The organism is Streptomyces sp. NPDC086519 (genome assembly GCF_040686075.1).
In the GTDB taxonomy this organism is placed as follows: domain Bacteria; phylum Actinomycetota; class Actinomycetes; order Streptomycetales; family Streptomycetaceae; genus Streptomyces; species Streptomyces shenzhenensis.
The window spans coordinates 53,983-69,007 of the sequence record NZ_JBFBJL010000032.1; the positions used below are offsets into that span (position 1 = coordinate 53,983).

A 15,025-nucleotide genomic window follows, 5' to 3' on the forward strand; every position below is an offset into this window, starting at 1 on the left:
TGCGGCTTCTGTCACGACTGCGGCTTCTTGCGCAGCCGGCGGTCCAGTGCCAGTGACACCTCCGCCTCCACCACGCTCCGGGCCAGGGGGCGCAGGCGTTCCATGTCCTCCTCGGGGCCGTGGCGCAGGACGAGTTCGGCGAAGAGTTCGGCGAGCGCGTCGGCGTGCTCGCGGACGCTGCGGCCGGCCGCCAGCACCTCGGCGAGCGGGAAACCCTCGCGGACCAGGGCCGAGGAGGCGTCCAGCAGGCGGCGGCTGATGTGGACGATGTCGTCCCCGTCGGTGCCGAGGTAGCCGAGCTCCATGGCGGCGGCGAGGTTCTCCGGGGTGACCTCGCCCTCGAAGCGGGCGGCGAGTTCCTCGGGGGTCAGGCGGACCGGCTCCTCCTCGGTGGGGGTGTCGACGCCGAGCAGTTCGGCGACGTCCTTGCCGTGGTCGAGGGCCTCCGCCAGTTCGGCGATGCCGTTCAGGGTGTGGCCGCGTTCCAGCAGCGCCGAGATCGTGTGCAGCCGGGCCAGGTGGTGGTCGTCGTACCAGGCGATACGGCCCTCGCGGCGGGGTGGCCGGATCAGCTTGCGCTCGCGGTAGAAGCGCAGGGTGCGCACGGTTATGCCGGCCAGCGCGGCCAGTTCCTCCATGCGGTACTCACGCGGGCCGCCCTGCCCGGCGGATGGGCCGCGGTCCGTGTGGGTGCGTCGTCCGCCGTCGTCTGCCACGTGCGCAGCTTATGTTGTACCGGCGGTAACTTTCGCCCGTCCGCCCCCTACCCATCAGTACGCGGCTGCTCTACAGTCCAACCGTGCCAGTGTTCACTGGCGTAATCACGGGCGAGGTGTGGAGGCTCCGGGATGGCCCAGCACGAGCATGTACGGGTGGCGGTGATCGGGTCCGGGTTCGGCGGGCTGGGCGCGGCCGTGCGGTTGCGCAGGGAGGGGATCACCGACTTCGTCGTCCTGGAACGGGCCGGCGGCGTCGGCGGTACCTGGCGGGACAACAGCTATCCCGGGTGCGCCTGCGACGTGCCCTCCCACCTGTACTCCTTCTCCTTCGCGCCCAACCCCGACTGGCCGCGCACCTTCTCCGGGCAGGAGCACATCCGCGCCTATCTGGAGCACGTCGCCGACGTGTTCGGGCTCCGGCCGCACCTCCGCCTCGACGCCGAGGTCAAGCGGATGACCTGGAACACGGAGGAACTGCGCTGGGACATCGAGACCGCCGCCGGCTCCTTCTCCGCCGACGTCGTCGTCTCGGCCACCGGGCCGCTGTCCGACCCGAAGATCCCCGAGATCCCAGGGCTGGACTCGTTCCCCGGCAAGGTCTTCCACTCGGCCCGCTGGGACCACGACTACGACCTGCGCGGCAAGCGGGTCGCCATGGTCGGCACCGGCGCCTCCGCCATCCAGATCGTGCCCGCCATCCAGCCCGACGTCGCGCGGCTCACCCTCTTCCAGCGCACCCCGCCGTGGGTGATGCCCCGGATGGACCGGGCCATCAGCGCCGCCGAGCGCCGGCTGCACCGGGCGCTGCCCTTCACCGCCCAGGCCCGGCGCGGACTCCTGTGGGGGATCCGGGAACTCCAGGTCCAGGCGTTCACCAAGCGGCCCGACGAGCTCGGCCTGGTGGAGAGCCTCGCCAAGCGCAACATGGCCCGTGCCGTCAAGGACCCCGCGCTGCGCGCCAAGCTCACCCCGGACTACCGCATCGGCTGCAAGCGGATCCTGCTCTCCAGCTCCTACTATCCGGCGCTCACCCAGCGGAACGTGGACGTGGTGGCCAGCGGGCTCAGCGAGGTGCGCGGGTCGACGGTCGTCGCCGCCGACGGCAGCAGCGCCGAGGTCGACGCGATCATCTTCGGCACCGGCTTCCACGTCACCGACATGCCCATCGCCGAACGGGTCGTCGACGCCGACGGACGGACCCTCGCGGAGGCCTGGAAGGGCGGCATGGAGGCGCTGCGCGGCGCCTCGGCCGCCGGGTTCCCCAACTGGATGACGATCATCGGTCCCAACACCGGCCTGGGGAACTCCTCCATGATCCTCATGATCGAGTCCCAGCTGAACTACATGGCCGACTATCTGCGCCAGCTCCACGTCCTCGGCGGCCGGGCGGCCCTCGACGCGCGCCCCGGTGCCGTGGCCGCCTGGAACCGCAAGGTCCAGGAGCGCATGAAGCGCACCGTCTGGAACACCGGCGGCTGCACCAGCTGGTACCTGGACGCGAGCGGCCGCAACACCACCATCTGGCCCGGTACGACCACGGAGTTCCGGCGTGCGACCCGGCGGGTGGACCTCACGGAGTACGACGTGATCCGCGCGCCCGTGCCGGGCGGCGACGGCGGCGGCAGCGGCGGCGGCAGCGACAAGGCCGTGGACGCGGAGGTGGGCGCGTGAGCCGGCTCACCCACGTGACCACCGGGCCCTACGCCCCGCCCGCCGCCGCGCGCGAACTCACCGTCGTCTCCGCCGACGGCGCCCGTCTGCACGCCGAGGTGCACGGCCCCGAGGGCGCGCCCTGCGTCGTCCTCGCCCACGGCTGGACCTGCTCCACCGCCTTCTGGGCGGCGCAGATACGGGAACTGGCCGTCGACCACCGCGTCATCGCCTACGACCAGCGGGGGCACGGGCGCAGTCCCGCGAGCCCCGCGTGCACCACCCAGGCGCTGGCGGACGACCTCGAAGCGGTGCTCGCGCAGACCCTCGCACGCGGGGAGCGCGCCGTGATCGTCGGCCACTCGATGGGCGGCATGACCGTGATGGCGGCCGCGACGCGCCCCCGCTTCCGCGAGCACGCCGCCGCCGTCCTGCTGTGCAGCACCGGCAGTTCGCGGCTGGTCGCGGAGTCGCTGGTCCTGCCGTTGCGCGCCGGTGGCCTGCGCACCTGGCTGACGGCGCGTGTCCTGGCCTCGCGCGCCCCGCTGGGACCGGTCACGCCCCTCGCGCGGCGCATCCTCAAGTACGCCACCATGGGCCCGGGTTCGGCCCCGCACATGGTGGAGGCGTGCGCCCGGATCGTGCACGCCTGCCCGCGCGCCGTCCGGCACAGCTGGGCGCGTGTCCTCGCGCAGCTCGATCTCGACCACGGCGTACGGGAGTTGCGCGCACCCACCGCGATCGTCACCGGCACGGCCGACCGGCTGACGCCCCCCGTGCACGCCCGCGCGCTGGCCGCCGCGCTGCCGAACTTTCTCGGCCTCGCCGAGTTGCCGGGCATGGGCCACATGACTCCGGTGGAGGCGCCGGAGCTGGTCAACGGAAAGATCCGGGAACTGGTCGCCGCGTACCTGACCGGCACCCCCGAAGCAGCCGGCGCCGACGGGCCGGAGCGGATCAAGGAGGGCTCATGAGCAGGGTCGGACTCGAAGGACAGGTCGTCGTCGTCACCGGAGCGGCGCGCGGCGTCGGCGAGTTGCTCGCCCGCAAGCTCTCCGCGCGCGGGGCGAAGGTCGCGCTGGTCGGGCTGGAGGAGGAGGCCCTCAAGGAGGTCTCCGGCAGGCTGCACACCGACAGCGCGTACTGGTACGCCGACGTCACCGACCACGAGGCGATGAGCCGGGTCGCGCGGGAGGTGAAGGAGCGGTTCGGCAAGGCCGACATCGTGGTGGCCAACGCCGGGGTGGCGAACGGCGGTCCGTTCGCCGGCTCCGACCCCGCGGCCTGGCGGCGGGTGATCGAGGTCAATCTGATCGGTTCGGCGGTGACGGCGCGCGCGTTCCTCCCCGTTCTCACCGAGAGCCGCGGCTACCTGCTCCAGATCGCGTCGCTGGCCGCGATCACGCCGGCGCCGATGATGACGGCGTACTGCGCGTCCAAGGCGGGCGTGGAGGCGTACGCGCACAGCCTGCGCGCCGAGGTCGGTCACCAGGGGGTGCGGGTCGGGGTCGGCTACCTGTCCTGGACGGACACCGACATGGTGCGCGGCGCCGACCAGGACGAGGTGATGCGGGAGTTGCGGCAGCGGCTGCCGTGGCCGGCGAACAAGACGTACCCGCTGGGGCCGGCCGTGGACCGGATCGTGGCCGGCATCGAGCGGCGCTCGGCGCATGTGTACGGGCAGTGGTGGCTGCGCGGGATGCAGGGGGTGCGCGGATATCTGCCGGCGCTCATCGGCACGGTCGGGCAGCGCGAGATGAAGCGGTTCGCACCTCGCTTGCAGGGCATGCGCACCGGGCTCGTCGGTGCAGGTGGGGCGGCCGACGAGGAGGCGCGCGCTACGCACCGTGATTGATCGAAATGCGCGCGCAGTCGGCCCGTGTGAGTCTGGTCGAGGCCCCACTGAGGGCCGATTCCCCTCACCCTCCACGGGAGTGAACCCACATGGGTATGAAGGACAAGGCCGGCAAGACGCAGGGTCAGACCAAGCAGAAGATGCACGAAGGCCAGCAGCAGGCCCAGCAGGCCCAGCAGGCCCCGCAGCGTGGCCAGCAGCAGGCGCAGCAGCGTGGCCGGCAGGCACCTGAGCGCGGTCGCCAGACCCTGGACGACACCGAGCAGGAGATGCAGGACCGGTTCGACCAGGACTACGACGCCTAGTCGTTGCACCTGGCTCGACCGACAGGCGTGGGGCGCCCTTCGTTTCGGAGGGCGCCCTGCGTTTTGTGCGCCCAAGGGGCAGGAGGGGGTGCGGGTGCGGGTGCGGGTGCGGGTGTGCGTGGGTTGCTCGCGCCCACGCGGCGGAGCCGCAAGGCGATACAGCCCCGCGCCCTTTGGGCAGGGACGCTCCCCGGTGGCTCAAGAAGACCTGGGGGGAAGCTTCGGGCGGGAGCGGTTCGGGGCTTCGCTGTAGTCCGGGGGTACCGCTGCCGGGTGGTCGGTCAGGAGGTCCAGGGCCAGTTGGATGGCGTCGTCCATCTCGACGTGGCGGCCCTCCGCCCAGTCCAGGGGGGTGCGCAGGACCTCCACGTCGGGGGCGACGCCGTGGTTCTCGACGGACCAGCCGTAGTCCTCGAACCAGGCCGCGTTCATCGGCACCGTGATCACCGTGCCGTCGCCGAGGCGGTGCCGGCCGGTCATGCCGACCACTCCGCCCCAGGTGCGCTGGCCGACGACCGGGCCGAGCTTCAGCAGCTTGATCGCGGCCGCGATCATGTCGCCGTCGGAGGAGGTCGCCTCGTCGGTGAGCGCGACGATCGGACCGCGCGGGGCGTTGGAGGCGTACGACACCGGCTGGGCGTTCCTCGTCAGGTCCCAGCCGAGGATGGTCCGGGTGAGCTTCTCCACGACGAGTTCGCTGATGTGGCCGCCCGCGTTGCCGCGCACGTCGACGATGAGCGCGGGCCGGGAGACCTCGCCGCGCAGATCGCGGTTGAACTGGGCCCAGCCCGAGCCGCCCATGTCCGGGATGTGCAGGTAGCCGCACTTGCCGCCGCTCACCTCCCGTACCACCTCACGGCGTTTGGCCACCCAGTCCTGGTAGCGCAGCGGCCGCTCGTCGATCAACGGGAGGACGGCGACGCGGCGCGGCGGCCCCGACTCGCCCTCGCCCGGGGCGAAGGTCAGCTCCACCGTCGTGGCCCCCGCCCCCGCGAGCAGCGGGAAGGGCCCGGTCACCGGGTCCACCGGCCTGCCGTCCACGTGGGTGAGGACCGCGCCCTCCCGGATGCCGGTGCCCGCGAGCGGGGAACGCGCCCTGGAGTCGGAGGAGTCGCCGGGCAGGATCCGCTGGACCGTCCAGCCGGCCTCCCGGTGTACGAAGTTGGCGCCGAGCAGACCCTGGAAGCGCTGGTAGTGCGGCGGGCCCTCGTTGCGGCGGGCCGGGGTGACGTAGGCGTGCGAGGTGCCGAGTTCGCCGAGGACCTCGCGCAGGAGGTCCGCGAACTCGTCGGGGGAGGCGACCCGTTCGACGAGCGGGCGGTACTGGTCGAGCACCCCGTTCCAGTCGATGCCGCACATCCCGGGGTCCCAGAAGTAGTCGCGGATCAGACGGCCGGCCTCGGCGTACGCCTGGCGCCACTCGGCGGGCGGGTCGACCTCGTGCAGGATGCGGCGCAGGTCGATCCAGACGGTCGTGTCGCCGTCGCCGGTCTCGGTCGACGGCACGGCCCGCAGCTCGCCCTCGTCCACCACGACCAGCCGGCTGCCGTCGCCGCTGACCGTGAACCAGTCGAGGTGGTCCACGAGTTCGGACTTCTTCGCCTTGCTGATGCTGAAGTACTCCAGGGTCGGCCGGCCGCTGGTGTCGGCCGGGTTGACGAAGGTCTCGCCCAGCGCGCCGGAGATCGGCCAGCGCAGCCAGACCAGACCGCCGCCCGCGACCGGGTACAGCGCCGAGTACTTGGAGGCGGTGACCGGGAACGGGGTCACGCGGCTCTCCAGGCCCTCGACCTCGACCGTCACCGCGCCGCCCTCGCCGGGCTCCTCGTCCTCGACGGGGTCCAGACCGCCGGCGGCCGGGCGTCCGTCGGGGTTGAGGGCGAAGGGGGAGGGGGTCGCCGAGGAGAGCGGGACCAGGTAGGGGCGGCAGCCGAGCGGGAACGACAGGTCGCCGGTGTGGACGTCGTACACCGGGTCGAAGCCGCGCCAGGAGAGGAACGCGAGGTAGCGGCCGTCACGGGTGAAGACCGGGTTCTCGTCCTCGAAGCGGCCGTTGGTGACGTCGATGACGAGCCGGTCGCTGATGCGGGCCATCTTGATCTGCCGCAGCGAACGCCCGATGCCCGGATGCGACCAGGTCAACCATGACCCGTCCGGTGAGAAAGCCAGATCACGGACCGGTCCGTTGATCGACTGGATCAACTCGGTGACCACGTCCCCGGAGTCGGTGCCGTCAACGCCGTCAACACGGTCAACACGGTCAACGTCGTCGACAGAGTCAATGCCGGCAGGCTCGGCGGCCTCAACCTGGTCAACGCGGCCAACACCGTCAACACCGTCAACACCGTCAACGCCATCAGTGCCGTCAGTGCCGTCAGTGCCGTCAATGCTGTCAGCGGAATCGACAGAACTCCCGACGACGGCCTCGACCTCCTCGGTCGCGTCGATGAGCAGCAGCCGGCCGTCGTGGGCCGCCACGGCCAGGCGTTCGCCCAGGGGATCCGAGACCAGTTCCAGCACCCGGCCCAGCTTCCCGCAGGCCAGCCGCCGCGGTGGGCGGGCGCCGGTCGCCCGCGGCAGGTGGGCGATCTCCACCGCGTCCTCGCCCCCGGCGTCGGTGACGTACGCGATCTGCCCGGTCGAGCCGAGCATCTCCGGGAGCCGCACCCGTACCCCCGGCGTGTCCGCGATGGTGCGGGCGGGGCCGTCGCGGTGGGTGAGCCAGTACAGGCCGCCGCGTACGACGACGGCACTGGCCCGGCCCGTCTCGTCGACCGAGACGCCGTCGACGTGCTGGGCGGCCGGCACCTGGTAGGGGCGGCGCCCCGCCCGGGGCCCGGAGAGGCGTACGTCCAGTCGGCGCGGTGTCGCGTTCGGGCCGAGGTCGTCGACGAGCCACAGGTCGCCCGCGCACTGGTACACCACCCGGGTGCCGTCGCAGGCGGCGTGCCGGGCGTAGAAGGCGTCGTGGTCGGTGTGCCGGCGCAGGTCGGAGCCGTCGTAGGCGCAGGAGTACAGGTTGCCGACGCCCTCGTGGTCGGAGAGGAAGGCGATCCGGCCGCCGACGAACATCGGGGAGCACAGGTGGCCGCCGATGCCGGCGAGCAGCCGCTGCCCGTGCAGCCACAGCCGCCCCATGGCGCCGCCCCGGTAGCGCTTCCAGCCGGCCGGTTCGTGCGGCGGGGTGCCGGTGAGCAGCAGGCTCCTGCGTTCGCCCTCGATGTCGGCGACCTGGATGTCGGCGACCGGCCCCCAGGGCAGCTTGCGCCCCGGGTCGCTGTCCGGGGACACCTTGTAGGCCCAGGTGAAATAGGAGAACGGCTGCCCGTGCGAGGCGACCGCCAGGATGTCCCCGTCGGGTGTCCAGCCGCACACCTGGGTGTCGGCGCTGCCCCAGTACGTCAGCTGCCGCCCGGGGCCGCCGTCGACGTCGGCCAGGTGGATCTCGGGCACGAGACTGCGCCAGCTCGTGTACGCGATCCGGCGGCCGTCCGGCGAGAAACGCGGGTGGCCGACCTTGGTGCGGTCGACGGTGAGCCGCCAGGCGCGGCCCGGGGCGTCGAGCGAGGTCAGCCAGAGGTCGTCCTCGGCCACGAAGCACAACAGGTCACCACTGAGATGCGGCATGCGCAGATAGCTCACCTCCCCATGCTTTTCCCGGGGCGGAGGGCCAGCAACTCGTGGAGGCTCACGTGTTGCCCGGTTGCGTGTCGGCTACGTGAGAGACCACACGTACGAAACGGTTTCGTTTCTCTAGATCGCGGGGTATCTTCAACATGTACACACGAGGATGCCGACGGAGCAGTGAAGGGTGAGCGGCATGACTGAGATCGCAACGGCGCGTCGCAGTCGGATCACGCCCGAGCGCGAGGCCGAGCTGTACGAGGCCGTGCTCGACCTGCTCCGAGAGGTCGGCTACGACGCCCTCACCATGGACGCCGTGGCCGCCCGCACCAAGTCCAGCAAGGCCACGCTCTACCGCCAGTGGGGCGGCAAGGCCGAACTGGTGGCCAAGGCGGTGCGTTACCAGAAGCCGGGAGCACTCGGCGAGATCGACACCGGGTCGCTCCGCGGCGATCTGCACGCCCTCACGCTGCGCTCGGACGACTGCGACATGGAGCAGAGCTCCGCGCTGATGCGGGGCCTCGCCATGGCGATCCACGGCAACCCGGATCTCCTGAATGCGTTCAAGGAGCATCTGATCGAGCCCGAGATGGCGCAGTTCCACCAGGTGCTGCGGCGCGCGATCGACCGGGGCGAGATCCGCGCGGACAACCCGGCGATCGATTTCGTGATGCACATGATGATCGGTGGGTTCGCCGCCCGCTCGCTGATCGACGAGCAACCGCCCACCCAGGCCTTCCTGCTGTCGTACATCGACGCCGTGGTGCTCCCCGCCCTCGGCGCACCCGTCTGCTGACCCTTCCCCGCAACCAGCCCACCTGACGCCTCCGCTCACGTCGTCGGGCCGATCACCCCTGCTCCCCACCGGGTTGATCACCCTGCCCTGAAAACCCCACGACCTGACCGGGAGTACGCCCTCGTGGCCACGTTCCTCTACAAACTGGGCCGGCTCGCCTTCAGGCGACGGCACTTCGTCGCCCTCATATGGGTGGCGCTGCTGACGCTGGCCGGCGTCGCCGCCGCCTCCGCCCCCGCCGCCGGCTCCAGCTCCTTCTCGATCCCCGGCACCGAGGCCCAGAAGGCCTTCGACCTGCTGGACCAGCGCTTCCCCGGCGCCAGCTCCGACGGTGCCACCGCCCGCGTGGTGTTCAAGGCGCCGGCCGGCGAGAAGATGACGGACAAGCTCAACAAGGCGACCGTCAAGAAGACCGTGAAGGAACTGGCCGGCGGCTCGGAGGTCACCTCCGTCACCGACCCCTACAAGCAGCACGCCGTCAGCAAGGACGGCACGGTCGCCTACGCCTCGGTGCGCTACGACGTCTCCGGCACGGAGCTCAAGGACTCCTCCCGCGACGCGCTGGAGGCGGCCGCGCACACCGCCCAGCAGGCCGGGCTGACCGTCGAGGTCGGCGGCGACGCGCTCCAGGCCGGGGCCGAGGCGGGAGGCGCCGGTGAGGCCATCGGTCTCGCCATCGCCGCCGTCGTCCTCCTCATCACCCTGGGCTCACTGGTCGCGGCCGGACTGCCGCTGCTGACGGCGGTCATCGGCGTCGGCATCGGCGTCTCCGCCATCACCGCCCTCGCCAAGGCGCTCGACCTCGGTGACACCACGTCCACACTGGCGCTGATGATCGGTCTCGCGGTCGGCATCGACTACGCGCTGTTCATCGTCTCCCGCTACCGCGGCGAACTGGCCGAGGGCCGCGACCGCGAGGAGGCGGTCGGCCGCGCCGTCGGTACGGCCGGCTCGGCGGTGGTCTTCGCGGGCCTCACGGTCGTGATCGCGCTCGCGGGTCTCTCGGTCGTCGGCGTGCCGATGCTGACGAAGATGGGCCTCGCCGCGGCGGGCACGGTCGTGGTCTCCGTCCTCATCGCGCTGACCATGATCCCGGCGATGCTCGGCTACGCGGGCCGGCGGGTCAGGGCCGTGGGCGAGAAGCGCCGGACTCGTGCCCGTACGGCCCGGCAGGACAAGCCCGGCCTGGGCGCCCGCTGGGCGAGCTTCGTGGTCCGCCGCCCGGCAGCCGTGCTGCTGCTCGGCGTGGTCGGACTGGGCGCGATCGCCCTCCCGGCCTCCCAGCTCGAACTGGGCCTGCCCGACGACGGCTCGCAGCCCACCTCCACGACCCAGCGCCGGGCGTACGACCTGCTGTCGGAGGGCTTCGGTCCCGGTTTCAACGGGCCCCTGATGATCGTGGTCGACGCCAAGGACAGTGACACCCCCAAGGCCGCGGCCACCGAGGTGGCCGACGACATCAAGGGCCTGAAGGACGTCGTGACGGTGACCCCGGCGGCGTTCAACAAGGCCGGCGACACCGCGACGATCACGGTGATCCCGGACTCCAAGCCGTCCTCGGCACAGACCGAGGACCTGGTGCACGCCATCCGCGCCCAGAGCGCCGACGTCAAGGCCGACACCGGCGCGCGGGTCCTGGTCACCGGCACCACCGCGATGAACATCGACTTCTCGCAGAAGCTCAACGACGCGCTGATCCCGTACCTGGCGCTGGTGGTCGGCCTGGCCTTCCTCCTGCTGATCGCGGTCTTCCGCTCCGTCCTGGTCCCGCTGAAGGCGGCCCTCGGCTTCCTGCTCAGCGTGCTCGCCGCGCTCGGCGCCGTCGTCGCGGTCTTCCAGTGGGGCTGGCTCGGCGGTCTGCTCGGCGTCGAGCAGACCGGTCCGGTCATGTCGATGATGCCGATCTTCATGGTGGGCGTGGTCTTCGGTCTCGCCATGGACTACGAGGTGTTCCTCGTGACCCGGATGCGGGAGGCGTACGTCCACGGCGAGACGCCCGGCCAGGCCGTGGTGACCGGCTTCCGGCACAGCGCGCGGGTCGTGGCCGCCGCCGCGATCATCATGATCTCCGTCTTCGGCGGCTTCATCACCTCCAGCGAGTCCATGATCAAGATGATCGGCTTCGGCCTCGCCGTCGCCGTCTTCTTCGACGCGTTCGTCGTCCGCATGGCGATCGTCCCGGCGGTGCTCGCCCTGCTCGGCAAGCGCGCCTGGTGGCTGCCGAAGTGGCTGGACCGGGCGCTGCCCAACGTCGATGTCGAGGGCGAGGGCCTGCGCGCCCTGGCCGCCGAGAACACCGAGAACGACGAGGACCGGGAGCTGGTACGCGTCTGACGTACGGCTCGTGACAGACCGCCGGTGAGGGTCCGTGGGGACGGGGCGCCCTCACCGGCTTCGTCGTGCCGCGCCGGGTGAACCACTCGCCGTCACTTCCCGCGCTTGGCTAGCGTGCCTCCCATGACGACGACAGCCGCCACTGACGCCGGCACCGGGGACTCCGGTGCCCATCCCCGCTTCGCCGCCGCTCTGGAGGAACTCGGCCTCGGGGAGCTGACCTCGCGGATCCGGCGCTTCCCGGACGCCACCCGTACCGCGGCCGAGGCCGCCGCCGCGATCGGGTGCGAGCTGAGCGAGATCTGCAAGTCGCTGATCTTCGCGGCCGACGGGGTGCCGGTACTGGTGCTGATGGACGGCGCCTCCCGGGTCGACGTGGAACTGGTCCGCAAGGAACTCGGCGCCGAGAAGGTGACGAGGGCCAAGGCGGACGTCGTACGCGAGACGACCGGGTACGCCATCGGCGGCGTGCCGCCCTTCGGGCACCGCACCCGCACCCGCGTCCTCGCCGACCGGGCGCTGCTGGCGCACGGCGTGGTGTGGGCCGCCGCCGGCAACCCCCACGCGGTCTTCCCGATCACGCCCGCCGCCCTGGTGGCACACGCCGGCGCCGCCGTCGTGGACGTACGTGAACCCACCGCGTGACCCCTGCCGTCACCGCGGCCGTCCTGCTCGCCGCGGTCACGCACGCCGGCTGGAACGCCATCGCCCACCGGATCACCGACGACCCCGTCGGCTCCTCGCTGATCGCCGGCGGAGGGGTGCTGACCGGGCTGCTGCTGATGCCGTTCCCCGCCGTGCCGGCGGCCGGCGCGTGGCCGTACCTGATCGCCTCGGCGGTGGTCCATGTCGCCTGCTTCGCGCTGCTGATGCTCTCCTTCCGGCTCGGGGACTTCGGGCAGGCGTGTCCCATCGCGTAGGGCCTCGCGATCCCGGCGTACGCCCTGTACCGCAGACGCGGCGAACTGCTCGCCGCGCCCGCCCGTGCGCGGCCCTGGGGCTCTTCGGCGCGACGCTGTCCGTCTTCGCCTACGGACTGGTCCTGTGGGCCCAGACCCGCGCCGAACTCGCGCCGGTCGCCGCGCTGTACGAGTCGTCCGTCATCGTCGGCGCCGCCATCGGAGCGGTCTTCTTCAAGGAGCGGTTCGAGGCGCCCCGGATCGCGGCGGCCGGCCTGGTGGTCGTCGGGATCGGGCTGACGCTGCACGCCGGGTGCCGGGTGCCGGGTAGCTGAGGGGCCGAAGCGTGGCGAACATCGGTGAAATGTCCCCTTGTCGGACGGGGCGGGAGCAAGTCGGGGGCAGATCGGGCGGACTTGCCGTTGCCTTGACGAACCGTTCCTCGAACGTTCAGCCGACAGGCTGTGCCTGGGTTGTGTGTTCTCCCTAAAGTCCCTGCGGATTGCGGAAGAAGGGACGCATGGGACTCATGGACACACTCCACGCAGTCCGGGCCCACGGGATCACCAAGTGCTTCGGCGACGTCGTCGCGTTGGACGCCGTGGACCTGGATGTGACGCAAGGTCAGATCCACGGCCTGGTCGGGCCGAACGGCGCCGGCAAGACGACGCTGCTCGGCCTGCTGCTGGGGCTGGCCGTCGCCGACGGCGGCCGGCTGGAGATCCTGGGCACGCCGGTCGAGCGGGCCCTCGCCGTGCCCGGCGGTGTCGCCGGTTTCGTGGACGCGCCCGGTCTCTACCCCTCGCTCACCGCGCGGCAGAACCTCGCCGCGCTGGCCGCGCTGCGCGGTCTCGGCACCGGGACCGCCGCGATCGACGAGACGCTCGCCGAGGTCGGACTCACCGACGTCGCCGACGACAAGGCCCGCGGCTTCTCCCTCGGCATGCGCCAGCGGCTCGGCCTCGCCGCCGCCCTGCTCACCCGGCCCCGGCTGCTCGTGCTCGACGAGCCCGCCAACGGCCTCGACCCGGCCGGCAAGAGACATGTGCACCGCGTCCTCACCCGGCTCGCCGACGGCGGCACCGCCGTGGTGCTCTCCAGCCACCGGATGGACGACCTGGAGGCGCTGTGCTCCGAGGCCACCATCCTCGCCACCGGGCGCGTGGTGTTCTCCGGCCCGCTGAGCAAGCTGGCCGCCGAGAACCGCGAACTCGACTACCGGCTGCGCACCTCCGACCCCGAGACCGCGCGCCGGCTCGTCGCCGCCACGTCGGGCGTCCGGATCGTCGACGACACCGGCCTCGGCCTGCGGCAGGACCCCGACGTGCTCGTCGTACGCGCCCTGGTGCCCGCCCTCGACGAACTCGTCGCCCAGGTCGTGCGGTCGGGCGTCGCGGTACGCGAACTCGCCCCCGTCGTGTCCCCGCTGGAGGCCGCGTTCCTCGCCCTTACCGAGCACCAGGAGGCCGGCCGATGACCGCGACCACCGCCGCCACGCCCCCTACCCTGCCGACGCCCGTCGTCCCCCGTGTCCCGGTCTCGCGCGCCTACCGCTTCGAGCTGGTGAAGCTGGTCTCGCAGTGGCGGATCCGGCTGCTGGTGCTCGCCTGCTGGATCGCGCCGGGCCTCTTCGTCGCCGGGGTCGGCCAGCAGAGCACGCTTCCCTCCGACACGCTCTTCGGGCGCTGGATGCACGCCACCGGCTGGGCCGGGCCGCTGGTGATGCTCGGTTTCGCGGGCACCTGGGCGCTGCCGCTGCTCACGTCGGTGGTCGCCGGTGACGTGTTCGCCGCCGAGGACCGGCTCGGCACCTGGCGCCACCTGCTGGTGGCGGTCCGCTCGCCGGCGCGGATCTTCGTGGCGAAGTCACTGGCCAGCCTCACCGTCATCCTGCTGCTGGTGGCCGGACTGGCCGTCTCCAGCACGCTCGGCGGCCTGGCGTCGGTCGGCGATCAGCCGCTGGTCGGCCTCGACGGCCACCTGCTGCCGTCCGGCGACGCGGCCGGCCGGGTGCTGCTCGCCTGGCTCGCGGCCCTCGCCCCGGCCCTCTCCCTCGCCGCGATCGGGCTGCTCGGCTCGGTCGCCCTCGGCCGCTCCCCGATGGGCCTGCTGCTGCCCCCGGTCGTCGCGCTCGCGATGTCGGTCGCCCAGATGCTGCCGCTGCCCGTCGCCGTGCGCCTCGCCCTGCCCGGCTACGCCTTCCTCTCCTGGAACGGGCTGTTCACCAGCCCCGCGCAGCTCACCCCGCTCCTGATCGGCGTCGCGGTGAGTCTGGCGTGGGCGGTGCTCGCCACCGTCTCGGCGTATGTGCTGTTCGTGCGGCGGGACTTCACCAACCCGGCCGACGACGGCTCCGGGCGCCGCGCGCTCACCCTCGGCGTGCTGCCGCTGGCCGCGCTGACCGCCGTCACCGTCGGGGCGGTCGCCGCGGCCACCCCGTCGACGGGTTCCGGGATCGAGCAGGCCAAGGTCCAGAAGTCCCTCGCCACCGTGTTCGCCCACCTCTACCGGCTACAGACCGAGCAGCTGCACCGGCCCGCCGTCACCGAGGCGCAGTTGAAGACCACGGCCGCCTGCACCAAGAGCGACGGCCAGGCCGCCCAGGAGGGCGCGGGCAACGACTGGCGCTGCGTCGTCAGCTGGCACCTCCCCGGCGTCACGGCGGTCACGGGGACGGCGATCTACCAGCTCGACATCACCTCGGACGGGCGGTTCGTGGCCGACGGCGACGGTCCCAAGGAAGTCAACGGCTACTTCCTCGTACGGACGTCGACCGGCGACGCCCCGAATCCGCTGTGGCAGTTCGACGGCAACGTCGACCTGCTCGATCACCACTGAAGGGA

At 72.1% G+C, this 15,025-nt stretch carries 11 protein-coding genes and 1 pseudogene; 10 read left to right on the forward strand and 2 right to left on the reverse strand.

Annotated features, from left to right (window positions below):
• Positions 1-11: 11 nt before the first annotated feature.
• Positions 12-638: a MerR family transcriptional regulator gene (locus AB0P24_RS27960; protein ID WP_365798735.1), complete on the reverse strand. Its 627-nt coding sequence runs from the start codon at positions 636-638 to the stop codon at positions 12-14.
• A 210-nt stretch (positions 639-848) separates the two neighbouring features.
• Between AB0P24_RS27960 and AB0P24_RS27965 the strand changes: the two genes are divergently transcribed.
• From AB0P24_RS27965 to AB0P24_RS27980, 4 genes are all read left to right on the forward strand, one after another.
• Positions 849-2,390: an NAD(P)/FAD-dependent oxidoreductase gene (locus AB0P24_RS27965; RefSeq protein ID WP_365798638.1), complete on the forward strand. Its 1,542-nt coding sequence runs from the start codon at positions 849-851 to the stop codon at positions 2,388-2,390.
• The gene (locus tag AB0P24_RS27970; RefSeq protein WP_365798640.1) at positions 2,387-3,343 is read left to right on the forward strand and encodes an alpha/beta hydrolase; all 957 of its coding nucleotides are present in this window, start codon (positions 2,387-2,389) and stop codon (positions 3,341-3,343) included. Before AB0P24_RS27965 ends, AB0P24_RS27970 begins: the two co-directional genes overlap by 4 nt.
• A complete protein-coding gene (locus tag AB0P24_RS27975) occupies positions 3,340-4,224 on the forward strand; it encodes an SDR family oxidoreductase (protein ID WP_365798642.1) in 885 nt (294 codons plus the stop codon). Before AB0P24_RS27970 ends, AB0P24_RS27975 begins: the two co-directional genes overlap by 4 nt.
• Positions 4,225-4,313: 89 nt before the next feature.
• The gene (locus tag AB0P24_RS27980; RefSeq protein WP_365798644.1) at positions 4,314-4,529 is read left to right on the forward strand and encodes a hypothetical protein; all 216 of its coding nucleotides are present in this window, start codon (positions 4,314-4,316) and stop codon (positions 4,527-4,529) included.
• Between the two features lie 198 nt (positions 4,530-4,727).
• Here the strand turns inward: AB0P24_RS27980 and AB0P24_RS27985 are convergent, their stop codons facing one another.
• Positions 4,728-8,156: a S41 family peptidase gene (locus tag AB0P24_RS27985; RefSeq protein ID WP_365798646.1), complete on the reverse strand. Its 3,429-nt coding sequence runs from the start codon at positions 8,154-8,156 to the stop codon at positions 4,728-4,730.
• 193 nt (positions 8,157-8,349) lie between these two features.
• On the opposite strand from AB0P24_RS27985, the gene AB0P24_RS27990 reads away from it, so the two are divergent.
• From AB0P24_RS27990 to AB0P24_RS28015, 6 genes and pseudogenes are all read left to right on the forward strand, one after another.
• Positions 8,350-8,949, forward strand: a complete 600-nt coding sequence (locus AB0P24_RS27990; protein WP_365798648.1) for a TetR/AcrR family transcriptional regulator — start codon at positions 8,350-8,352, stop codon at positions 8,947-8,949.
• Positions 8,950-9,072: 123 nt separating this feature from the next.
• Positions 9,073-11,283, forward strand: coding sequence for an MMPL family transporter (locus AB0P24_RS27995; protein WP_365798650.1), 2,211 nt, complete (start codon positions 9,073-9,075; stop codon positions 11,281-11,283).
• Between the two features lie 123 nt (positions 11,284-11,406).
• Entirely contained in the window at positions 11,407-11,928 is a 522-nt protein-coding gene (locus AB0P24_RS28000; protein WP_365798652.1) for a YbaK/EbsC family protein, read from the forward strand.
• Positions 11,925-12,517, forward strand: a pseudogene (locus AB0P24_RS28005) (EamA family transporter). Before AB0P24_RS28000 ends, AB0P24_RS28005 begins: the two are co-directional and overlap by 4 nt.
• A gap of 194 nt (positions 12,518-12,711) precedes the next feature.
• On the forward strand, positions 12,712-13,659 hold the full coding sequence (locus tag AB0P24_RS28010) for an ABC transporter ATP-binding protein (protein ID WP_365798737.1): 948 nt from the start codon (positions 12,712-12,714) through the stop codon (positions 13,657-13,659).
• Positions 13,656-15,020: an ABC transporter permease gene (locus tag AB0P24_RS28015; protein ID WP_365798654.1), complete on the forward strand. Its 1,365-nt coding sequence runs from the start codon at positions 13,656-13,658 to the stop codon at positions 15,018-15,020. The genes AB0P24_RS28010 and AB0P24_RS28015 overlap by 4 nt, the downstream gene beginning before the upstream one ends.
• Positions 15,021-15,025: the final 5 nt, after the last annotated feature.

What these genes read in the sequence shown, in the direction of transcription:
- AB0P24_RS27960 (WP_365798735.1), bottom strand. Translation starts at nt 638, where the DNA reads ATGGAGGAACTGGCCGCGCTGGCCGGCATAACCGTGCGCACCCTGCGC.
- AB0P24_RS27965 (WP_365798638.1), top strand. Translation starts at nt 849, where the DNA reads ATGGCCCAGCACGAGCATGTACGGGTGGCGGTGATCGGGTCCGGGTTC.
- AB0P24_RS27975 (WP_365798642.1), top strand. Translation starts at nt 3,340, where the DNA reads ATGAGCAGGGTCGGACTCGAAGGACAGGTCGTCGTCGTCACCGGAGCG.
- AB0P24_RS27980 (WP_365798644.1), top strand. Translation starts at nt 4,314, where the DNA reads ATGGGTATGAAGGACAAGGCCGGCAAGACGCAGGGTCAGACCAAGCAG.
- AB0P24_RS27985 (WP_365798646.1), bottom strand. Translation starts at nt 8,156, where the DNA reads ATGCCGCATCTCAGTGGTGACCTGTTGTGCTTCGTGGCCGAGGACGAC.
- AB0P24_RS27990 (WP_365798648.1), top strand. Translation starts at nt 8,350, where the DNA reads ATGACTGAGATCGCAACGGCGCGTCGCAGTCGGATCACGCCCGAGCGC.
- AB0P24_RS28000 (WP_365798652.1), top strand. Translation starts at nt 11,407, where the DNA reads ATGACGACGACAGCCGCCACTGACGCCGGCACCGGGGACTCCGGTGCC.
- AB0P24_RS28010 (WP_365798737.1), top strand. Translation starts at nt 12,712, where the DNA reads ATGGACACACTCCACGCAGTCCGGGCCCACGGGATCACCAAGTGCTTC.
- AB0P24_RS28015 (WP_365798654.1), top strand. Translation starts at nt 13,656, where the DNA reads ATGACCGCGACCACCGCCGCCACGCCCCCTACCCTGCCGACGCCCGTC.